The organism is Rhodococcus sp. M8 (assembly GCF_015654185.1).
Classification (GTDB): Bacteria; Actinomycetota; Actinomycetes; order Mycobacteriales; family Mycobacteriaceae; genus Rhodococcus; species Rhodococcus aetherivorans.
In genome coordinates this window covers 1,013,652-1,035,475 of sequence record NZ_CP064065.1, presented here as the reverse complement: position 1 = coordinate 1,035,475, position 21,824 = coordinate 1,013,652, and the positions used below count along the sequence as shown (strand labels likewise).

Annotated in this window: 18 protein-coding genes; 15 read left to right on the top strand and 3 right to left on the bottom strand. The window is 72.2% G+C overall.

The features are described 5' to 3' along the window. The first annotated feature begins 18 nt into the window (after nt 1-18). From ISO16_RS04580 to ISO16_RS04530, 11 genes are all read left to right on the top strand, one after another. Nucleotides 19-1,602: an anthranilate synthase component I gene (locus ISO16_RS04580; protein ID WP_006936967.1), complete on the top strand. Its 1,584-nt coding sequence runs from the start codon at nt 19-21 to the stop codon at nt 1,600-1,602. Beyond that, nucleotides 1,599-2,288, top strand: coding sequence for a TIGR02234 family membrane protein (locus tag ISO16_RS04575; RefSeq protein WP_050035335.1), 690 nt, complete (start codon nt 1,599-1,601; stop codon nt 2,286-2,288). Before ISO16_RS04580 ends, ISO16_RS04575 begins: the two co-directional genes overlap by 4 nt. 79 nt (nt 2,289-2,367) lie before the next feature. After that, nucleotides 2,368-3,177 (top strand): indole-3-glycerol phosphate synthase TrpC, encoded by an 810-nt coding sequence (gene trpC / locus ISO16_RS04570; protein ID WP_006936963.1) that lies wholly within the window; start codon nt 2,368-2,370, stop codon nt 3,175-3,177. Between the two features lie 124 nt (nt 3,178-3,301). Further along, entirely contained in the window at nt 3,302-4,561 is a 1,260-nt protein-coding gene (gene trpB / locus ISO16_RS04565) for a tryptophan synthase subunit beta (RefSeq protein WP_044475995.1), read from the top strand. Next, nucleotides 4,558-5,367 carry a tryptophan synthase subunit alpha gene (trpA, locus tag ISO16_RS04560; RefSeq protein WP_006936959.1) on the top strand — a complete coding sequence of 270 codons (810 nt, stop codon included), beginning with the start codon at nt 4,558-4,560 and terminating at the stop codon, nt 5,365-5,367. The genes trpB and trpA overlap by 4 nt, the downstream gene beginning before the upstream one ends. Then, nucleotides 5,364-6,428, top strand: a complete 1,065-nt coding sequence (lgt, locus tag ISO16_RS04555; protein ID WP_072635385.1) for a prolipoprotein diacylglyceryl transferase — start codon at nt 5,364-5,366, stop codon at nt 6,426-6,428. The genes trpA and lgt overlap by 4 nt, the downstream gene beginning before the upstream one ends. Next, entirely contained in the window at nt 6,425-7,276 is an 852-nt protein-coding gene (locus ISO16_RS04550; protein ID WP_072635384.1) for a TM2 domain-containing protein, read from the top strand. Before lgt ends, ISO16_RS04550 begins: the two co-directional genes overlap by 4 nt. Nucleotides 7,277-7,504: 228 nt before the next feature. After that, nucleotides 7,505-11,986: a glutamate synthase large subunit gene (gene gltB / locus ISO16_RS04545; RefSeq protein ID WP_072635383.1), complete on the top strand. Its 4,482-nt coding sequence runs from the start codon at nt 7,505-7,507 to the stop codon at nt 11,984-11,986. Then, nucleotides 11,979-13,472 (top strand): glutamate synthase subunit beta, encoded by a 1,494-nt coding sequence (locus tag ISO16_RS04540; protein WP_072635382.1) that lies wholly within the window; start codon nt 11,979-11,981, stop codon nt 13,470-13,472. The genes gltB and ISO16_RS04540 overlap by 8 nt, the downstream gene beginning before the upstream one ends. A gap of 44 nt (nt 13,473-13,516) precedes the next feature. Continuing rightward, entirely contained in the window at nt 13,517-13,978 is a 462-nt protein-coding gene (locus ISO16_RS04535; RefSeq protein WP_006947046.1) for an SRPBCC family protein, read from the top strand. Nucleotides 13,979-14,006: 28 nt separating this feature from the next. Further along, nucleotides 14,007-14,156: a hypothetical protein gene (locus tag ISO16_RS04530; RefSeq protein WP_006947049.1), complete on the top strand. Its 150-nt coding sequence runs from the start codon at nt 14,007-14,009 to the stop codon at nt 14,154-14,156. Between the two features lie 146 nt (nt 14,157-14,302). Here ISO16_RS04530 and ISO16_RS04525 read toward each other — a convergent pair whose 3' ends face one another. Next, nucleotides 14,303-15,745 (bottom strand): alpha,alpha-trehalose-phosphate synthase (UDP-forming), encoded by a 1,443-nt coding sequence (locus tag ISO16_RS04525; RefSeq protein WP_006947050.1) that lies wholly within the window; start codon nt 15,743-15,745, stop codon nt 14,303-14,305. Nucleotides 15,746-16,170: 425 nt separating this feature from the next. Here ISO16_RS04525 and ISO16_RS04520 point away from each other — a divergent pair, with 425 nt between their 5' ends. After that, entirely contained in the window at nt 16,171-16,710 is a 540-nt protein-coding gene (locus ISO16_RS04520; RefSeq protein WP_006947051.1) for a Dps family protein, read from the top strand. Nucleotides 16,711-16,829: 119 nt separating this feature from the next. On the opposite strand, the gene ISO16_RS04515 is transcribed toward ISO16_RS04520, so the two are convergent. Further along, complete coding sequence (locus tag ISO16_RS04515; RefSeq protein WP_006947052.1) at nt 16,830-17,252, bottom strand: MerR family transcriptional regulator; 423 nt, start codon at nt 17,250-17,252, stop codon at nt 16,830-16,832. Between the two features lie 476 nt (nt 17,253-17,728). Here ISO16_RS04515 and pyk point away from each other — a divergent pair, with 476 nt between their 5' ends. Both pyk and ISO16_RS04505 read left to right on the top strand, forming a co-directional pair. Next, nucleotides 17,729-19,150: a pyruvate kinase gene (pyk, locus tag ISO16_RS04510; protein WP_006947055.1), complete on the top strand. Its 1,422-nt coding sequence runs from the start codon at nt 17,729-17,731 to the stop codon at nt 19,148-19,150. Then, the gene (locus ISO16_RS04505; RefSeq protein WP_029544036.1) at nt 19,147-20,019 is read left to right on the top strand and encodes an acyl-CoA thioesterase II; all 873 of its coding nucleotides are present in this window, start codon (nt 19,147-19,149) and stop codon (nt 20,017-20,019) included. Before pyk ends, ISO16_RS04505 begins: the two co-directional genes overlap by 4 nt. Before the next feature lie 117 nt (nt 20,020-20,136). Here ISO16_RS04505 and ISO16_RS04500 read toward each other — a convergent pair whose 3' ends face one another. Then, entirely contained in the window at nt 20,137-20,787 is a 651-nt protein-coding gene (locus tag ISO16_RS04500; RefSeq protein WP_072635381.1) for a TetR/AcrR family transcriptional regulator, read from the bottom strand. A gap of 80 nt (nt 20,788-20,867) precedes the next feature. Here ISO16_RS04500 and ISO16_RS04495 point away from each other — a divergent pair, with 80 nt between their 5' ends. Then, nucleotides 20,868-21,821, top strand: a complete 954-nt coding sequence (locus ISO16_RS04495; RefSeq protein WP_072635380.1) for an NAD(P)-dependent alcohol dehydrogenase — start codon at nt 20,868-20,870, stop codon at nt 21,819-21,821. Nucleotides 21,822-21,824: the final 3 nt, after the last annotated feature.

Genomic DNA, 21,824 nt, shown 5'->3' with positions numbered 1-21,824 from the left:
CCTGGGATGATGGGCGCCATGTCCGGCGAGCCCACCACCATCCCCGCAGCGGCCCCCGATCTCACCGAGGGCGGCCGACCCGACTCCACCACCACCCGCGAGCAGTTCCGGCTGCTCGCCGCCGAGCACCGCGTCGTTCCGGTGACCCGCAAGGTGCTCGCCGACGCGGAGACCCCGCTGTCGGCATACCGCAAGCTCGCCGCCGACCGGCCCGGCACCTTTCTGCTCGAGTCCGCCGAGAACGGCCGGTCGTGGTCGCGGTGGTCGTTCATCGGCGCCGGCAGCCCGGCCGCGCTCACCGTCGTCGACGGGGAGGCCACCTGGTACGGCCACGTGCCCGCCGGCGCCCCCACCGGGGGCGACCCGCTCGACGTGCTGCGCCGGACCCTGGAGCTGCTGCACACCGAGCGGCTGCACGGCCTGCCGCCGCTGACCGGCGGCATGGTCGGCTACCTCGGCTACGACGTCGTGCGACGGATCGAGCGGCTGCCCGAGCACGCCGTCGACGACCTGCAGATTCCCGAGACGGTGATGATGCTCGCCACCGACCTCGCCGCCGTCGACCACCACGAGGGTGCGATCACGCTCATCGCCAACGCCGTCAACTGGGACGGCTCCGACGAACGCGTCGACGAGGCCTACGACGACGCGGTGGCCCGGCTGGACCGGATGACGGCGGCCCTGGCCGCGCCCGCCCCGTCGACCGTCTCCACGTTCGCCCGGCCCGCCCCCGACTACCGGCGCCAGCGCACGACCGAGAGCTTCGGCGCCGACGTGCGCCGGCTCATCGGCGAGATCGAGGCCGGCGAGGCGTTCCAGGTGGTGCTGTCCCAGCGCTTCGAGATCGACTGTCACGCGGCGCCGATCGACGTGTACCGGATGCTGCGCGCCTCCAACCCGAGTCCGTACATGTTCCTCATGCACGTCCCCGACGGCTCCGGCGGCACGGCGTTCTCTATCGTCGGCTCGAGCCCGGAGGCGCTCGTGACCGTCGCCGACGGGGTCGCCACCACCCATCCCATCGCCGGGACGCGCTGGCGCGGTGCGAGCGAGGAGGACGACATCCTCCTCGAGAAGGACCTCCTCGCCGACGAGAAGGAGAACGCCGAGCACCTCATGCTCGTCGACCTGGGCCGCAACGACCTCGGGCGGGTGTGCGAGCCCGGCACCGTCAAGGTCCACGACTACCGGCACATCGAGCGCTACAGCCACGTCATGCATCTGGTCTCCACCGTCACCGGCCGCCTCGCCGCGGGCCGGCACGCCCTCGACGCGGTCACCGCGTGCTTCCCCGCCGGCACCCTGTCCGGCGCGCCCAAGGTCCGGGCGATGGAACTGATCGACGAACTCGAGCCGACCCGCCGCGGCATCTACGGCGGCATCGTGGGCTACCTCGATTTCGCCGGCGACGCCGACACCGCCATCGCCATCCGCTCGGCCCTGGTCAAGGACGGCGTCGCCTACGTGCAAGCCGGTGCCGGCGTCGTCGCCGACTCCGATCCGGTCTACGAGGACACCGAGGCCCGCAACAAGGCCATGGCCGTGCTCTCCGCCGTCGCCGCGGCCGGCACCCTCACCCCGTACGAGGGGGACCGCAGGTGAGCGCCACCAGCGCGCCCCGGCGGCGGGCCGGCGCGGTCGCCGCGCTGCTGCTCGCGATCGGCGCCGTCGCGCTGTGGGGCGCGAGCCGCCTGACCTGGGTGACCGTCACGTCCTCCGACGGCCTCGGCGAGGACCGGGTCACCACCCTCGTCGGCGGCACCTGGGCGGCGGCGCTGACTCCGCTCGCGCTGACGCTGCTGGCGGCCGTCGCGGCGTCGTTCGCGGTGCGCGGATGGGCGCTGCGGATACTGGCCGTGCTCGTCGCGGTCGTCGCGGTCGCCGCCGCCGTCCCGGCGGTGGGGCTGCTCGCCGGCGGCGCCGACGACGCGACCGCGGCGCGCATCGCGGAGCTGCCCGCACGCGCCGAGGTCACGTCCCTCACCGTCGCGGCCGGGCCGGCCGTGCTCGCCCTCGCCGGCGCCGTGGCCGCGCTGGCCGCCGCCGTGCAGCTGTGGCGCACCCCGCGGGCCGAGGCCGGACTGTCGTCGAAGTACGACAGCCCGGCCGCCCGCCGCGAGGCCACCACCCGCCGGGACACCGCCGACGAGCCGGTCACCGAACGCACCCTGTGGGACGCGCTCGACGCGGGCGAGGACCCCACGGTGGACGTCGCCGACGACCCGGCCGCCGATCGAGGGGGAGAGGGCGGCGCCGACGATTCGGGGACCCGCCGCACGGGCCGGTGAGCGCGCACACTACTCTTCAAGAAACTCCGATGAGTTTTCTCACATCGGATTGACAGGGGCGAAAGGACTTCGAGCCACGATGACAGTTCTCGACTCGATACTCGAAGGGGTGCGCGCCGACGTCGCCGCCCGGGAGGCGGTCCTCGACTTCGCCGCGGTCAAGGCCGCCGCTGCCGCCGCGCCCCCGCCGATCGACGCCAAGGCCGCGTTGCTCGAGCCGGGAATCGCCGTCATCGCCGAGGTCAAGCGGGCCAGCCCGTCGAAGGGGGCGCTCGCCGACATCACCGACCCCGCCGAACTCGCCAAGGCCTACGAGGCCGGCGGTGCCCGCGCGATCAGCGTGCTCACCGAGCAGCGCCGCTTCCAGGGCAGTCTCGACGATCTCGACGCCGTGCGGCGCGCGGTGCGGATCCCGGTGCTGCGCAAGGACTTCATCGTCGGCCCGTACCAGATCCACGAGGCGCGTGCCCACGGCGCGGACATCGTGCTGCTCATCGTCGCCGCGCTCGAACAGCCCGTGCTGACGTCGCTGATCGACCGCGTCGAATCTCTCGGCATGACGGCGCTCGTCGAGGTGCACACCGAGGAGGAGGCGACCCGTGCCCTCGAGGCCGGCGCCACCGTCATCGGGGTCAACGCCCGCAACCTCAAGACCCTCGAGGTCGACAAGAGCACGTTCGCCCGCATCGCGCCGGGACTGCCGACCGAGGTCGTCAAGATCGCCGAGTCCGGCGTGCGCGGTCCCTCCGACCTGCTCACCTACGCCGGCGCGGGTGCCGACGCGGTGCTCGTCGGCGAGGGACTGGTGACCAGCGGCGACCCGCGCCACGCGGTCGCCGAACTGGTCACCGCCGGCACCCATCCGTCCTGCCCGAAGCCCGCACGCTGACCGCATTCCGGCGCGGCGCCGACGGGCCGGACCCGGCGACGGGCCGGGGCCGCCGTTGGGGCAGACTGGACGGGTGAGCACAGACGATCCCGTACTTTCCGCCAAGGGCCGCGGTCTGCCCCGCATGAGCGCCGCAGTGGCCGAGCACACCGCGCACGAACCCGACCCCGGCGGCCACTTCGGGGTCTTCGGCGGCCGGTTCGTCCCCGAGGCGCTGATGGCGGTGATCGAGGAGGTCACCGCCGAATACGACAAGGCGCGGGTCGACAACGGATTCCTCGACGAACTCGATCGGTTGCAGCGCGACTACACCGGCCGGCCCTCCCCGGTGTACGAGGCCAAGCGGCTGAGCGAACACGCCGGCGGCGCCCGGATCGTGCTCAAGCGCGAGGATCTCAACCACACCGGCTCGCACAAGATCAACAACGTGCTCGGGCAGGCCCTGCTCGCCCAGCGGATGGGCAAGACCCGGGTCATCGCGGAGACCGGTGCCGGGCAGCACGGCGTCGCCACCGCCACCGCCTGCGCCCTGCTCGGCCTCGACTGCGTCGTCTACATGGGCGAGGTCGACACCGAGCGGCAGGCCCTCAACGTCGCCCGGATGCGCCTGCTCGGCGCCGAGGTCGTCGCCGCGACCAGCGGTTCGCGCACCCTCAAGGACGCGATCAACGAGGCCATGCGCGACTGGGTCACCAATGCCCACAACACCTACTACTGTTTCGGCACCGCCGCCGGCCCGCACCCGTTCCCCATGATGGTGCGCGACTTCCAGCGCATCATCGGCCTCGAGGCGCGCGCGCAGGTGCAGGCGCTCACCGGCCGGTTGCCCGACGCCGTCACCGCCTGCGTCGGCGGCGGATCCAACGCCATCGGCATCTTCCATGCCTTCATCGACGACCCCGGTGTCCGCCTGGTCGGCTTCGAGGCCGGCGGCGACGGGGTGGAAACCGGGCGGCACGCCGCCACCATCACCGGCGGCACGCCCGGCGCGCTGCACGGCGCCTACTCCTACCTGCTGCAGGACGAGGACGGCCAGACCATCGAGTCGCACTCGATCTCCGCCGGCCTGGACTACCCCGGCGTCGGACCCGAGCACTCCTACCTCAAGAACATCGGCCGCGCCGACTACCGGCCCGTCACCGACGCCGAGGCCATGGAGGCGTTCTCGCTGCTCTCGCGCACCGAGGGCATCATCCCCGCCATCGAGTCGGCGCACGCCGTCGCCGGGGCCCTGAAGCTGGGCCGCGAACTCGGCTCCGGCGCCGTCGTGCTGGTCAATCTGTCCGGCCGGGGCGACAAGGACGTCGACACCGCCGCGCGGTGGTTCGGGCTCCTTCCCGCCGACCCCGCCACCTCCGACACGACGGAAGGATCCGCGCAGTGAGCGCCCAGCAGCCGCAGTCCCGCCTCGGTGAGGTCTTCGCCCGATGCAAGGCCGAGAACCGCGCCGCGCTCGTCGGCTACCTGCCCGCCGGGTACCCCGACCTGCCGCGCTCGATCGAGGCGTTCGAAGCGCTCGTGCAGGCCGGCTGCGACATCGTCGAGGTCGGCATCCCCTACAGCGACCCGGTGATGGACGGACCCACCATCCAGGCCGCCGCCGACGAGGCGCTCACCGCGGGCTTCCGGGTGCGGGACGTGTTCCGCGTCGTCGAGGCCGTCGCCGCGGCCGGCGGCCACGCCGTCGTGATGACCTACTGGAACATCGTCCTCAAGTACGGGATCGACGAATTCGCCCGCGACCTCGCTGCCGCCGGGGGACTGGGGATCATCACCCCGGACCTCATCCCCGACGAGGCCGAGCAGTGGATCGCGGCGGCGGACCGGCACGGGCTCGACCGCATCTTCCTGGTCGCCCCGTCGTCGACCGCCGAGCGCCTCGTCATGACCGTCGACTCCTGCCGCGGGTTCGTCTACGCCACCTCCACGATGGGCGTGACCGGCGCCCGCGACGCCGTCTCCGACATGGCGCCCGAACTCGTCGCCCGGGTGCGGGAGCACTCGCAGATCCCCGTGGGTGTCGGCCTGGGCGTGCGGTCCCGGGAACAAGCCGCGCAGATCGCCGCCTACGCGGACGCGGTGATCGTCGGCTCGGCGCTGGTGGCCGCCGTGGCGCAGGGCCCCGACGCGTTGCGCACGCTCACCACGGAACTCGCGGAGGGCGTGCGCTCGGCTAGCGTGGCCACGTGACCTCCACCGCCGTACCCGCCGCCGCTACCGTCCTGGCGTATCTGCCCAGTCCACCGCAGGGGGTGTGGTACCTCGGGCCGATCGCGCTGCGGGCCTACGCCCTGTGCATCATCGTCGGGATCGTCGTCGCCATCTTCTGGGGCGACCGCCGCTGGGTCGCCCGTGGCGGCGAGCCGGGCACCGTCCTCGACGTCGCCGTGTGGGCGGTGCCGTTCGGCCTGCTCGGAGGGCGCCTGTACCACGTCGCCACCGACTGGCAGAAGTACTTCGGCGCGGGCGCCGACCCGGTCGACGCGCTGAAGATCTGGCAGGGCGGACTCGGGATCTGGGGGGCGGTCGCCCTCGGCGGTGTCGGCGCCTGGATCGGGTGCCGGCGCCGCGGTGTGCCGCTGCCCGCCCTCGGTGATGCGGTGGCCCCGGCGATCCTGCTGGCGCAGGCCATCGGCCGGCTCGGCAACTGGTTCAACCAGGAACTCTACGGCCGGGAGACGACCGTGCCGTGGGGCCTCGAGATCTACGAGCGTCGCAACGACGCGGGACAGACCAGCCCGGACCTGATCGACGGGATCTCCACCGGGCAGGTCGCGGCGGTGGTGCATCCGACGTTCCTGTACGAGCTGGTGTGGAACCTGCTCGTCGTGCTGCTGCTCGTGTTCGTCGACCGGCGCTTCCGTATCGGACACGGCCGGCTGTTCGCGCTCTACGTGGCCGGCTACAGCGCGGGCCGCTTCTTCGTCGAACTCATGCGGTCCGACCCGGCCACCGAGATCGCCGGTATCCGGATCAATTCCTTCACCTCCGCCATCGTGTTCGTCCTCGCCGTCGCCTACGTCGTCTTCGCCCGCAAGGGTCGCGAAGCGCCGGAGGAACTGAAGTCCCGTCACCCGCACGGCGCCACCGCAGCCGCAGCCGATGCCACCGCAACCGGCGACGGGATCGGAGACGGTGGGGCGGCCGACGACGAGAAGCGGGACGGCGCATCCGGGCCCGTGGCATCGGCCGAGGCCGGCGGTAAGGTCGAGACAGGTAGGCGCAGCGAGAACGGAGGGGACAAGTCGTGACCACATCCGACGCGGGATCCCCGGACCCCACGGGCCCGGATCTGCGGAAGAAGGACGAGACGTCCGCCGGACCGGACCTGCGCAAACAGTCCGACGCCGAGGCCGCCCCCGCTGCCGGGTCGAGCGCCGCGCCGCAGGGCGGCGAGCCGGCCCCCACCGCGGAGCTGCCCACGTTCGGCGGCACCGCCGACTACGATCCGACCGCCCAGGCGTCGCTGTCCGTTCCGCCGCCCACCACCGAGTCGACCGCGCCCACGTGGGGCACGGCCGGACCGGGCTGGGACACCTACTCCGGAATGGGCAACGGTCCCGGCTGGGGCACCACGCCGAGCTATCCACCGCCGTCGAGCGAAGCGCAGTACGGCACCGCACACACCGGCGGGACCGAGGCGCCGACCGGCGGGCAGTACGCCGGCAGCGGACCCGTCTACGGGGCCCCCGACCCGCAGTTCCAGAGCGGGCCGCAGTACCCGACCCCGGCCGGGCCGGGCTACGGTCCCACCGGCGGCTACGGTCCCACCGGCTACGGCGCCTACGGCGATCCCTCCGCGCCGTACGGACGGGATCCGGCGACGGGCGAGCCCTACTCCGACAAGTCGAAGACCACCGCGGGCCTGTTGCAGCTGCTGCTGCCCTTCGTCGGGATCTGCGGTGTCGGGCGGCTCTACCTCGGAAGCACCGCGGTCGGCCTCATCCAGCTTCTGGGGCTGTGGATCGGCGGACTGCTGACCATCCTCCTGGTCGGCTTCGTGATCATCCCGGTGATCTGGGTGTGGTCCGTCATCGACGGGATCATGATGCTCACCGGCAGCGTCCGCGACTCCGACGGCCGCCCGCTGCGGCCCTGACCCACCCACCCGACGGCCGGTCGCGCCTCTCGCGCGGCCGGCCGTCGCGCGCGTAGACTGGCCGCCACCGGGACCGATCCCCGGTTCGATCGTCGGGCGGAACTGGTCCGGCCACCCATACCGCAGCGCACGCCCGTCGTGGCGACCCCGTCGGGGCCGCCCATCCGACGACGCGCGACGTCGCCGCCACACCGGCGACGTGGAGGTGGACCGGTGCGGCATTCCGGGATGCCCGAGCCCCGCGGACTCTACGACCCCGACCGCGAAGCGGATTCCTGCGGCGTGGGCGCGATCGTCGACCTGCGCGGCCGCAGCACCCACCGCACCGTCGCCGACGCACTCACCGCGCTGCGCAACCTCGGCCACCGCGGCGCCTGCGGTCGCGAACCCGCCAGCGGTGACGGCGCCGGCATCACTCTCGCGGTCCCCGCCGCGCTCCTCGACGCCGTCACCGGCTTCGAGCTCCCGCCGCCGGGGTACTACGCCACCGGCCTGTGCTTTCTGCCCCGCGACCCGCGGCGCCGGGCGACGGCGCGACGGCGGATCCACGCGCTCGCGGCCGAGGAGGATCTCCAGATCCTCGGCTGGCGCGAGGTTCCCGTCGACCCGTCCGGCCTCGGGCGCACCGCCGGAGCGTGCCGACCCCACATCAGCCAGCTGTTCGTCGCCGCCCCGCGCACGGGCGGCGCCCGGCCCGCCGGCGTGGACCTCGACCGGCGGGTGTATCCGCTGCGGCGCCGCGCCGAGCACACCGGCGACGTCTATTTCCCGTCGCTGTCCGCCCGCACCGTCGTCTACAAGGGCATGCTCACGGCACAGCAGTTGCCGGCGTTCTTCCCCGACCTGCGCGATCCGCGCTGCGCCAGCCCGATCGCGCTCGTGCACAGCCGTTTCTCCACCAACACCTTCCCGTCGTGGCGGCTCGCCCAACCGTTCCGGTACAGCGCCCACAACGGCGAGATCAACACGATCCGCGGCAACCGCAACCGGATGCACGCCCGCGAGGGACTCCTGCGCACCGGCCTGCTGCCCGGCGACCTGACCCGGTTGTTCCCGGTCTGCGCCCCCGACATGTCGGACTCGGCCTCCCTCGACGAGGTCCTCGAACTGCTCCACCTCGCCGGGCGCTCGCTGCCGCACGCGGTGACCATGCTCGTCCCGCCCGCATGGGAGAACGAGCCCGACCTCGATCCCCGGCGACGCGCCTTCCACCGCTTCCACGCCGCGCTGCTCGAACCGTGGGACGGGCCGGCGTGCCTGCCCTTCACCGACGGACGGCTGTTCGGTGCCGTGCTCGACCGCAACGGGCTGCGACCCGGCCGGTGGTGCCGCACCGCCGACGACCGCGTCCTGTTCGGCAGTGAAACCGGAATCCTCGACCTGCCACCGGAACACATCGTGCACAAGGGCCGGCTCGAGCCGGGCCGGATGCTCCTCGTCGACACCGTCGCCGGCCGCATCGTGCCGCCCGACGAACTGCTCGACACCCTCGCCGCCGCCCACCCCTACGGTCGGTGGCTGCGTGACGGGCAGATCGACCTGGCGGAGCTGCCCCGCCCGGGCGGGCACCCCGCCCCGGACCACGACCAGGGCAGGACGCACCGGCTGTTCGGGTACACCCGCGAGGACCTCGAGGTGCTGCTCGAACCGATGGCCGCGACCGGTGCCGAACCGCTCGGCTCGATGGGCGCCGACATCGCCCCCGCGGTGCTGTCGCCGCGTCCCCGGCTGCTCTACGACTACGTCGTCGAATTGTTCGCGCAGGTCACCAACCCGCCGTTGGACGCGATCCGCGAACGGGTCGTCACCTCGATGCGGCGCGTCGCCGGCCCGGAGGACAACCTGTTCGACGCGTCCCCGAAATCGTGCCGGCAACTGGTGCTCCCCGGCCCGGTCCTCGACACCGACGAACTCGCCGCCGTCGCGGCACTCGGCCCGGACGGGCCGCGCCCGGACCTCGCCTCCCGGGTACTGCCCGCGCACTTCGCGGCCGGCGGCGACCCCGGCGAGGCCCTCGCCGCCGGGCTCGCGGACCTGCGCCGCGCCGCCGACGCCGCCATCGACGCCGGCCGGGGCATCCTGATCGTCACCGACCGCGGTTGCGGGCCGGACCGCGTCCCCATCCCCTCCCTGCTCGCCGTCTCCGCCGTGCACCACCACCTCGTCCGCACGCGGCGGCGCACCCGCGTCGCGCTGATCGCCGAAACCGGGGATGCGCGCGAGGTCCACCACGTGGCCGCGCTCGTCGGATTCGGCGCCGCGACGGTGTGCCCCTACGTCGCCCTCGACACCGTGCGCTCACTCGCGGCCGCCGGGCGCATCCCCGGCACGGACCCGGCGACGGCCGCGGCGAACTACCGGCGCGCCGTCGTCTCCGGGGTTCGCGAGGTGATGGCGAAGCTCGGAATCTCCACCCTCGCCTCGTACACGGCGGCGCAGACATTCGAGGCCGTCGGCCTCGCCCGCGAGGTCGTGGACGCGTATCTTCCCGGCACCGTCTCCCGGCTGGGCGGCGCGAGCCTCGCCGACCTGGCCCGCGACGCCCGTCGCCGGCACCGGACCGCCTTCGAGAACCGGTGCGCCGAAACGGCTCTCGACAGTGGGGGCGTCTACCGGTATCGACGCGACGGCGAACCTCACCTGTTCACCCCGGAGACGGTGTTCCTGCTGCAGCACGCGACCCGCACCGGGCGGGCGGACGTCTACGCGCGGTACTGCGCCGAGATCGACCGGCTCGCCGCCGCGGGCGGAACCCTGCGCGGGCTGTTGCGCACCGTCGCCGCGGATCCGATCCCGCTCGACGAGGTCGAGCCGGTGGAGGACATCGTGCGCCGCTTCGCCACTGGGGCGATGAGCTACGGTTCGATCTCCGGTGAGGCGCACGAGACCCTCGCCGTCGCGATGAACCGCCTCGGCGGCCGGTCGAACTCGGGGGAGGGCGGGGAGGATCCCGACCGCCTCGGTGACCCGCTGCGCCGCAGCGCCGTCAAGCAGGTCGCCAGCGGCCGCTTCGGTGTCACCGCCGCCTACCTCGCCGACGCGACCGACCTGCAGATCAAGATGGCGCAGGGAGCGAAACCCGGTGAGGGTGGCCAGCTTCCCGGCCACAAGGTGTACCCGTGGATCGCCCGTACCCGGCACGCCACCACGGGCGTCGGACTGATCTCCCCGCCGCCGCACCACGACATCTACTCCATCGAGGACCTCGCCGAGCTCGTCCACGACCTGCGGTGCGCCAACCCGCAGGCCCGCATCCACGTCAAGCTCGTCAGCGGCGTCGGCGTCGGCATCGTCGCCGCCGGCGTCGCCAAGGCCCATGCCGACGTGGTGCTGATCTCCGGCCACGACGGCGGCACCGGGGCGGCCCTGCTCACCGCCCTGCAGCACACCGGCACCCCGTGGGAGATCGGGCTCGCCGAAACCCAGCAGACCCTCGTGCTGAGCGGCCTGCGCGACCGCATCACCGTGCAGTGCGACGGCGGGCTGCGCACCGGCCGCGACGTGATGATCGCGGCGCTGCTCGGCGCCGAGGAGTTCGGGTTCGCCACGGCGCCCCTGGTGGTCCTCGGCTGCATCCTCATGCGGGTGTGCCACCTCGACACGTGTCCCGTCGGCATCGCCACCCAGAACCCCGAACTGCGGGAGAAGTTCACCGGCAGAGCGGAATTCGTGGAGCAGTTCTTCCGGTTCGTCGCCGGGGACGTGCGCCGGCGGCTCGCGGCGCTGGGCCTGTCCCGCCTCGACGACGCCGTCGGCCGGGTCGACCTGCTCGAACCCGACGCGGCACTCGAGCACTGGCGTCGCCGGGGACTCGACCTCGCACCCCTGTTCACCCCGCCGGCCGACGCCCTCGGGGCACCCCCGCAGCGCCGCCGCACCCGCCCCGCCGCCGGACCGCCCGACGCGCCGCTGGACCGTGACCTCATCGCCCGCGCGGCCCCCGCCCTCGACGACGGCCGTCCCGTGCATCTCACCGCCGCCGTCACCAACCGTGACCGCGCCGTCGGCACCCTGCTCGGCTGGACCGCCGGTCGACGGTGCCCCACCGGCCTGAGCGACGACACGGTGCGGATCGATTTGTACGGCAGCGCCGGGCAGTCCCTCGGTGCCTTCCTGCCCGTCGGCATCACCGTCACCGTCACCGGCGACGCCAACGACTATGTCGCCAAGGGCCTGTCCGGCGGACGGGTGGTGGTGCGCCCCGACCCGGCCGCGCCGTTCGACCCGCACGAGCAGATCGTCGCCGGCAACACCGTCCTGTACGGGGCCACCTCCGGGGAGTTGTTCCTGCACGGCCGGGTGGGGGAGCGCTTCGCGGTGCGCAATTCCGGCGCCGACGCCGTGTGCGAGGGCACCGGCGACCATGCCTGCGAGTACATGACCGGGGGCCGCGTCGTGATCCTCGGCGCCACCGGCCGCAACCTCGGCGCGGGCATGTCGGGGGGGCTGGCCTACGTCCTCGACCTCGAGCCCGGCCGCGTCAACACCGCCTCCGTGCAACTGCAGCCCGTCGACGACGGCGACCTCGCTCCGCTGCGTGACCTGATCTCCCGCCACCACGCGCGCACCGGATCGGCGGTCGCCGGGGAGATCCTCGCCGAATGGCCCGGCAGCGCGGTCCGGTTCACCGCGGTGGTGCCCGAGGATCTGATCCGCGTCCGCGCCGCGGCGTGCGAGCGCCCCACCCCGGTGGGAGCCGACGGTGCCTGATCCCCGCGGATTCCTGCGCTACGACCGACGCGAACCGCCGCGCCGGCCCGCCGCCGAGCGCGTCCGCGACTGGGCGGAGGTGCACCGGGCGCAGCCCCCGGACGAGGAGGCGCTCTCGATCCGGGAGCAGGCCGCCCGCTGCATGGACTGCGGTATCCCCTTCTGCCACAGCGCCGGCACCGGCTGCCCGCTCGGCAACCTCATCCCCGAATGGAACGACCTGGTGCGTCGTGACCTGTGGGCCGAGGCCGCCGACCGGCTGCACGCCACCGACAACTTCCCCGAGTTCACCGGCCGGCTGTGCCCGGCACCCTGTGAATCCGCCTGCGTGCTCGCCCGGGACGACCACACCGCGGGCGTGACCGTCGAACGGATCGAGCGGGCGATCGCCGACCGGGCCTGGACCGACGGCCGCGTGCCGCCGCGCCCCCCGGCCCGCGGCACCGGGAGATCCGTCGCCGTCGTCGGCTCCGGACCGGCGGGTCTCGCCGCGGCCCAGCAGCTCACCCGCGCCGGACACGCCGTGACCGTCCTCGAGCGCGCAGACCGGCTCGGCGGACTGCTGCGCTACGGCATCCCGGCGTTCAAGATGGACAAGGCCCTCGTCGACAGGCGCCTCGCGCAGATGCGCGCCGAGGGCACGGTCTTCCGCACCGGCACCGAGGCCGGGATCGACCCGGATGTCGCCACGCTGCGGGCCGGCTTCGACGCGGTGGTCCTCGCGGTCGGGGCCGGCCGCGCCCGCGACCTGGCCGTCCCGGGGCGGGAACTCGGCGGGGTGCACCCCGCGATGGAGTACCTCGTCGCCGCCAACCACGAGTGCGAGGGCGACGGGCCCGCGGCCCTCACCGCCGCCGGACGGCACGTGGTGATCGTCGGCGGCGGGGACACCGGCGCCGACTGCTTCGGCACCGCACTGCGTCAGGGCGCGCGTTCCGTCACCCAGCTCGACTATCGGCCCCGGCCGCCCGGACGCCGCGACGAGGACGTCACGCCGTGGCCGCTCGCGCCGTGGGTGCTGCGAACGGCGCCCGCGCACGAGGAGGGCGGGACCCGCCGGTTCGAAGTGACGGTGCAGCGCTTCGTCGGTTCCCGTGGGCGGGTGCGGGCGCTCGAACTGGCCGAGGTCGACGCGCGCCGCCTCCCCCTCGGGGACCCCTTCGAGATTCCCTGCGACCTCGCCCTCCTCGCCGTCGGCTTCGAGGGGGTCCAGCGCGGACCGCTCCTCGACGTTCTCGGCCTGACCCCCGGCGTCCGGGGCACTCTCGACTGCGACGAGCGCTGGCAGACCTCGGCCCCGGGGGTGTTCGTGTGCGGCGACGCCCACCGCGGTGCGTCGCTGGTGGTGTGGGCGATCGCCGAGGGACGCGCGGCGGCGCGCGGTGTGGACGCGTTCCTCACGGGCGAGTCGGCGCTGCCGGCGCCGGTCCATCCCCGGTCGCTGCATCTGGACCCCCGGCGTTTCCCGGCTCGGCCGCCCGGGTAGGCCACCCGGGAGCGGCGCACCGGTCGCCGCAGGAAAGGAGCGTCATGAGCACGATCACCGAGTCGGTCGACGTCCATGTCCCGATCCGTACGGCCTACAACCAGTGGACGCAGTTCGAGGAGTTCCCCCGTTTCATGGAGGGCGTCGAGCGGATCCGCCAGATCGACGACACCCACACCCACTGGGTCGTCAAGGTCGCCGGCGGGACGAAGGAGTTCGACGCCACGATCACCGAGCAGCATCCCGACGAGCGCGTCGCATGGAGGTCCGACGCCGGGCCGGACCACGCCGGCGTGATCACCTTCCACCGGCTCGACGACACCACCACGCGGGTCACCGCGCAGATGGACATCGACCCCGAGGGCTTCTTCGAGAACGTCGCCGACAAGCTCGGCCTCCTCGATCGCCGCGTGAAGAGCGACATGCGGCACTTCAAGCAGTTCATCGAGGAACGCGGCGTCGCCGACGGCGCATGGCGCGGTGAGGTCGATCGTCCCGGCCCGTGACCGTGGACTTCCGACCGAAGGAGACCCCGTGACGGAGAAGAAGCCGACCGACGGCAACCGGCCCAAGGGGGGCCGGCCCGGCCCGGTGGACGAGGGCAGGAACGGCGGCATGGCGACTCGGGAGCACGCCCCGGAAATCGCCGAGAATCCCACCGCCGAGAACTCCACCGACGACTGATCGCAGAGGCCGGAAGGGGCGATGCGGCCGAACCGCATCGCCCCTTCCGCCGTCGCACGGGCTGTCGACGGTCACGGCGTGCCGGGGTCGAGGGTGTCCTCCGTCGGCGCCGCCGACCCCGCTTCGAGCCCGCGCCCGGCTGTGATTCAGGCGCTCGCGGCCGCGGTGGTGCCGGATCCGCTCGCGCGCAGGTCCGTGAGGAAGGCGTTGGCCCACCGGTCGACGTCGTGGTGGAGCACCTGGGTGCGCAGGGACTGCATCCGGCGCGCCGCCGTCGCCGGTTCCTCGGTGGCGGCGATGACGATCGCGCGTTTGACGGCGTCGAGATCGTGCGGGTTGACCAGATGAGCGCGGCGCAGCTCGCTGGCCGCCCCGGTGAACTCGCTCAGGACGAGGGCACCGGTGCCGTCGGTCCGGCAGGCGATGTACTCCTTGGCGACGAGGTTCATGCCGTCGCGCAGGGGTGTGACGAGCATGACGTCCGCCGCGCTGTACAGGGCCATGAGCTCGTCGCGGTCGACGGGCCGGTGCAGGTAGTGCACCACCGGCCGGCCCAGCTGCCCGTACTCGCCGTTGAGGTGGCCCACCTTGCGCTCGATGTCCTCGCGCAACTGGGCGTAGGCGGACACGCGCTCGCGACTCGGGGTGGCCAGCTGCACCATGACGACCTTCTCGGGGTCGAGGGTGCCCTCGTCGAGCAGCTCGTGCAGCGCCTCGAGCCGAATGTCGATGCCCTTGGTGTAGTCGAGCCGGTCCACGCCCAGCAGCAGGGTCTCGGGGTTGCCGAGTTCCTCGCGAACCTGCGCGGCCCGCTCGCGGATGTGGGGGGACCGGACGCGTTCGGCGAAGTGGGCCGAGTCGATCGAGATGGGGAAGGCGCCGACCTGCACCCGCCGGTCGCCGACGTCGACGGTGCCCACGCACGAGTCCAGGTCGGAGTGTGCGCTCGTGTGCAGACCGAGCAGCCGCTGTGCCAGGAACAGGAAGTTGCGGGCGCCGCCGGGCAGGTGGAAGCCCACCAGGTCGGCGCCGAGCAGGCCCTCCACGACGGCGGTGCGCCACGGCAGTTGCAGGAACAGCTCGGTGGGCGGGAAGGGGATGTGCAGGAAGAAGCCGATCTTCAGGTCGGGCCGGAGGTCGCGCAGCATCTTGGGCACGAGCTGGAGCTGGTAATCGTGCACCCACACCGTCGCGCCCGGGGCGGCCGCGTCGGCCGCGGCCTCGGCGAAGCGGCGGTTGACCGCGACGTATGTCCGCCACCACGTGCGGTCGTAGGCGGGAGCGACGATCGCGTCGTGGTACAGCGGCCACAGCGTCGCGTTGGAAAATCCCTCGTAGTAGCCGGCGACCTCGCCTTCGGTGAGGGAGACCGGATGCAGCGTGATGCCGTCCTCGGTGAACGGATCGAAGGCGACGTCGGGGGCGCCGGGCCAGCCCACCCACGCGCCGTCGGCGGCGCGCAGCACCGGCTCCAGGGCTGTGACGAGCCCGCCCGGGCTGCGGCGCCACCCGCCGCGCCCGTCGTCGGCCGACGGGTCGTAGTCCACGGGGAGCCGATTGGCCACCACCACCAGGTCCGCTGCGGTCATCGCGTCGCGCCTCCTTGCTCGACACCGGGGCCGGTCGCTCCGGCAACTGCCGTCGAACTCGTACTTATGACAAGTAGTTTTTGTGTATCACTCGGGGCGGGGCGCGGAGGCACTTCGCCGCGCTCGGTATCCCGGGAAGCGACGCCCCCGCACCCTGCCGGTAGATAATCTGTCTCGCACAATAGAAATTTTGTCAAATGGAAGATGCAATTACTGCGGAACACCGATCCGGTGCGGTGCGACGGGGAGGGTATCGACGATGTCCTTCCCGTGGAGGGTGGCACGGGCTTGCTTGCCGGCGGTTTCGGCGCCCGGGTGCCGGGGTAATCCGGCTGCGGGGTGCCCGGCACCTACGTGCCGACACCGGCGGGCCGGCGAGACGGCCCGCGGAGGTACTACACACGAGCCTGTAGGAGGAATCGAAGATGGCGAAGTTCACCGTCCCCGGCCTGAGCGACAGCGAGGGCGTCCGGGTGGCCGAAGTGCTGCAGAATCGGCTCAGCGCCTACAACGACCTGCACCTCACCCTCAAGCACGTTCACTGGAACGTCGTGGGACCGAACTTCATCGGCGTGCACGAGATGATCGATCCGCAGGTCGACGCGGTCCGCGGATTCGCCGACGACGTCGCCGAACGCATCGCCGCGCTCGGGTCGTCCCCGAAGGGGACCGCGGGCGCGATCGAGAAGGACCGCTCGTGGGACGACTACTCGGTGGGGCGGGACACCGCCCAGGCCCACCTCGCCGCCCTCGACCTGGTGTACGACGGCGTGATCGGGGACTGCCGCAAGGCGATTTCGGAGGTCGGGGAGATCGATCCGATCACCGAGGACCTGCTCATCGGGCAGACGCGCGACCTCGAGAAGTTCCAGTGGTTCGTCCGGGCACATCTCGAGAACTCGGCCGGAACCCTCGCGCACGAGGGCGCGCGCACCGAACGGCAGGCCGCGGACGAAGCCCGCTGAGCGGGCGAGCCGCCGGCCGGGTCCTTCGCCCGCCGCTGCGCGCAGACATCACCGGCCGCCGGACAGCGCATTGCACACCCCGCGCCGTCCGGCGGCCGGGGGTGTCCGCTGGAGGTCGCTCAGCTGTTGCCGTTGTCCGCCCGCAGGCGCGCGTTGTCCGACTCGAGTCGCGCATTGGCATCCTCGAGCCGGGCCTTGTCGGATTCCAGGCGAGCCTTGTCCGATTCGAGCCGGGCATTGTGGGATTCGAGACGTGCGTTGTGGGACGCCAGTTCGGCGTGGTTCGACTCGAGGCGGAAGATCTGGGCGATGCCGGCCAGATTGATGCCCTCGGCGAGGAGTTCGCCGATACGTCGCAGGCGCGCTACGTCCTCGTCGCTGTAGCGGCGGGTGCCGCCTTCGGTGCGCGCGGGGCTGAGCAGTCCGCGGCGTTCGTACAGGCGCATGGACTGCGGATCGACCCCGGACAGCTCGGAGGCCACCGAGATGCCGTAGACACCGCGGCGGGAGTGTGGTAGCGGCTCCTTCCTCGTTTTCTCCATTTCAGATTCCCTCGTTCGGTGTCCTCGCTGCCATGGCCTCCGGTGTGCCGAATCTACCCGATCGCCACAGGAAACCTTCCGTGCCGGAGACAATTCCCGGGCCACGCCGGCGCGGGCTCGGACCGTCGGGAAGTGGGCTCTCCGGTACGAATATCTCGCTTGTATGACACACATTTTATGCATCGCGTGGGGTGGCCGCGATCGACGCCGCGCCGTTTCCGTGCCCCGCCCCCGCCGTCCGGAGGGGAGTGCCGTCCTGCGCCGCGGGCGCACGCCGCCGGATCCGTCTCCGTCACAGGGGGTTCCGCGGGCCGCTCCGGCACCGACGAGATCGGGCGCCGCATCCGGCGGAGGTACGGGGACGGCCGGACCGATGCCCGGGGCAACCGGACGTCGGCCCTCGGCCGAGCGGGCACGGCGTCGGCGCTGCACCGGCTGTGCTCCGCCACCGCCGCACGGGTACTAGGCTCGACCGCGTGACCCGACGCACCAAGATCGTTTGCACCATGGGCCCGGCCACGGCAGACCCCGAGGTCCTGAGGGAACTCGTCGACGCCGGGATGGACGTGGCCCGCCTCAACTTCAGCCACGGCGAACACGCCGATCACGAGGCCCACTACCGCCGCGTGCGGGAGGCCTCCGATACCAGCGGGCATGCCGTCGGCATCCTCGCCGACCTGCAGGGCCCGAAGATCCGCCTCGGCCGGTTCGCCGAGGGGCCGACGGTGTGGAATACCGGCGAGATCGTCCGGATCACCGTCGACGACGTCGAGGGAACCCACGACCGGGTCTCGACCACCTACAAGCAGCTCGCCGACGACGCGCGTCCGGGGGATCGCCTGCTCGTCGACGACGGCAAGGTCGGCCTGGTCGTCGAGCACGTCGAGGGCAGGGATGTGGTCTGCCGCGTCACCGAGGGTGGGCCGGTCAGCAACAACAAGGGCGTGTCCCTGCCGGGGATGAACATCTCGGTTCCGGCGCTGTCGGAGAAGGACATCGAGGATCTCGAGTTCGCCATGCGGCTCGGCGTGGACTTCGTCGCCCTGTCGTTCGTGCGCTCCCCGGCCGACATCGAGCTCGTGCACGAGGTGATGGATCGGGTGGGCCACCGCGTGCCGGTGATCGCCAAGCTCGAGAAGCCCGAGGCCATCGAGAATCTCGAGGCGGTCGTGCTGGCGTTCGATGCGGTGATGGTCGCCCGCGGTGACCTCGGCGTCGAGATGCCGCTCGAGGAGGTGCCGCTGGTGCAGAAGCGGGCGATCCAGATCGCCCGCGAGAACGCCAAGCCCGTCATCGTGGCCACGCAGATGCTCGAGTCGATGATCGAGAACTCCCGGCCGACCCGCGCCGAGGCCTCCGACGTCGCCAACGCGGTCCTCGACGGCGCGGACGCGGTGATGCTCTCCGGCGAGACGTCGGTGGGCAAGTACCCGGTCGAGACGGTGCGGACGATGGCCCGCATCATCGCGGCCGTGGAGTCCGATCCCACCCGGGTGCCGGCGCTGACCCACGTGCCGCGCACCAAGCGCGGGGTGATCTCCTACGCGGCGCGCGACATCGGCGAGCGGCTCGACGCCAAGGCGCTGGTGGCGTTCACCCAGTCCGGCGACACGGTGCGGCGCCTGGCGCGGCTGCACACCCGGCTGCCGCTGCTGGCGTTCACCCCGGTCCCGCACATCCGCAGCCAGCTGGCGCTGACATGGGGCACCGAGACCTTCTCCGTCGAGCCGGTCGACACGACCGACGTGATGGTGCAGCAGGTCGACGCGGCGCTGCTCTCGCTCGGCCGGTACCAGCGCGGCGACCTCGTGGTCATCGTGGCCGGGTCCCCGCCCGGCCGCTCCGGGTCGACCAACCTGATCCACGTGCACCGGATCGGGGAGAAGGACACCCATTGAGCCGTCGCACCGCGACCGATCTCGAGGTCCTCGTCGACCTGCTCGATCTCGAGCAGGTCGACGAGGACCTCTACCGGGGTGAGCACCCGATCCAGGTGGGCAGCCGCACCTTCGGCGGCCAGCTCGTCGCTCAGGCCCTGATCGCGGCCGGCCGCACGGTCGGGGACCGGCCGGTGCACGCGCTCAACGCCCACTTCATCCGCGGCGGCGACGTCAAGGCGCCGATCGAGTACCGGGTGGTCCGGCACCGCGACGGCCGGGATTTCGCGAACCGCATGGTCACCGCCTCCCAGAACGGCCAGGAGCTGTTCGTCATGCTCGCCGCCTTCCAGCGGTGGGGCAAAGGGCTCGAACATGCGGTGAGCGTTCCCGAGGTGCCCTACCCGGATGTGCTGCCGCCGCTCGGGGACCACCTGTCCGGGTTCGAGGATCACCTGCCGCACTTCGTCAACGCCCTCAAGCCGATCGACATGCGGTACGCCAACGACCCCGCCTGGATCCTCAAGGGCACCGGGGAACGTCTCTCGCACAACCGGGTGTGGATGCGCGCCGACGGCGCGCTGCCCGAGGATGCGCTCCTGCACGCCGCCACCCTGGCCTACAGCTCCGATACCACCGTGCTCGACTCGATCCTCACCACCCACGGGCTGTCCTGGGGGCTGGACCGGATCGTCGCCGCCACCGTCAACCACTCCATGTGGTTCCACCGGCCGGTCCGGTTCGACGAGTGGATTCTGTACGCCACCGAGTCCCCGGTCGCGGCAGGATCGCGCGGGCTGGCGACGGGCCGCTACTTCACCCTCGAGGGGGAACTCGTGGCGACGGTCGTGCAGGAGGGGCTGATCCGTCATTTCCCGCGCCGCGGCTGACGAGGGCGACCGTGTCCGCGCCCCCGCCGGCCGCGGGGGCGCGGACACACGCGCCTTCGCCGTCACCGCCCGGTCCGCCGCCTGCCGCGCAGTCCCTCGTCGCGCGTGGGGCGCTTCTCATTCCTCCACCCGGCGACGGCGGCGGTCGAGTTCGTCGAGGATCAGCCCCAGTCCGTAGTCGAACTCGTCCGCGAACGAGTAGTCCTTGCCGATCACCAGTTCGCCGACCATTTCCGCCAGGTAGGGGTAGGCGTCGGCCGGCACGTCGATCTCCGAGGCGAACTCCTCGGCGCCGTCCGCCGACGCGAAGGGCAGTTTCAGTTCGGTGAGCACGAAGCCGTACACGTATGCGTCGATCACCGAGAAGGCGTGGGACGCAAGGGCAACGGGGAAGCCGTTCGTGCGCAGGCAACCGAGCACGGCGTCGTGGTGCCGCAAGAGCGACAGACCGGGCGAACGGCGGGACTCGATCAAGGTCAGCGACCAGGGATGCCGGGCGAGCACGTTCCGCGCCGAGGTCGCCCGGTGCAACATCGCAGGCCGCCACGGTTCGCCCGGTCCGGGCAGCACGATTCCCGCGAAGATCCAGTCCGCGAGCCCATCGAGCAGATCGTCCTTGTTGGCGACGTGGTGGTAGAGAGACATTGCCTCCACGCCGAGTTCCTTGCCGACGTTGCGCATGCTCACCGCGGTGAGGCCGCCGCGGTCGGCTACGCGAACCGCGGCCTCGATGATCCCGATGCGGCTCAGCCCCGGCCGTTCGTTCATGTCTCCCTCACGACTCTTGCGTACTTACAGGCGTAAGCCTAGTCTTCCCGGACAAGACTTACATCCGTAAGGGAGGGCTCATGAAGGCCGCAATCGTCGACAGGTACGGGCCACCGCACGTCGTCCGCGTCGCGGAGGTGCCCACTCCGGTCCCCCGGGACACGGAAGTCCTCGTCCGCGTCGTCGCCGCGGCCGTGACGGCCGCGGACTCGCGGATCCGCGCGGCCCGCTTCCCCCGCGGATTCGGCCCGTTCGCCCGGCTGATGTTCGGCGTGTTCCGGCCCAGGCGAAAGATCCTGGGCGGCACCTTCTCCGGTGTCGTCGAGTCGGTCGGCGCGAGGGCCGGCGGGTACACCCGTGGCGACGAAGTGTGCGGCATGACCGGACTCGCAATGGGGGCGCACGCGGAATACGTCACGGTCCCGGCGGAGCGGGTGGTTCGCAAACCGGCAGCGGTCACTCACCCGGATGCGGCGGCGCTGCTCTTCGGCGGGACCACCGCGTTGCACTTCCTGCGAGACAAGGCCTCACCGGGACGCGGCGATTCTGTGCTCGTGAACGGGGCGTCGGGCGCGATCGGAACCAACGCCGTTCAGCTGGCCAAGCATTTCGGCGCCACCGTCACGGCCGTCACCAGCACCGCCAATCTCGGCCTCGTCTCCGACCTCGGCGCCGACAAGGTCATCGACTACACGCTCACCGATGTGTCCGACCTGACCGACCGCTTCGACGTCGTACTCGACACTGTCGGCAACCTCACCCCCTCGTCCGGACGGAAGCTCCTCACCGACGGGGGCGTTCTGTTGCTTGCGGTGGCAAACCTGTGGGAGACCATGCGCCCCGGCGCCGATGTCAAGACGGGTGCTGCGCCCGAGCGACCCGAGGACGTCGAGTTCCTCCTGGAGTTGTCGGCCGCCGGTCGGCTCGTTGCCGTCACCGACGACATCGGTGGTCTCGACCAGATCGTATCGGCCCACACGCGAGTGGACTCCGGCCACAAGGTCGGCAACATCATCGTCCGGCCCGCGGGGTGACGG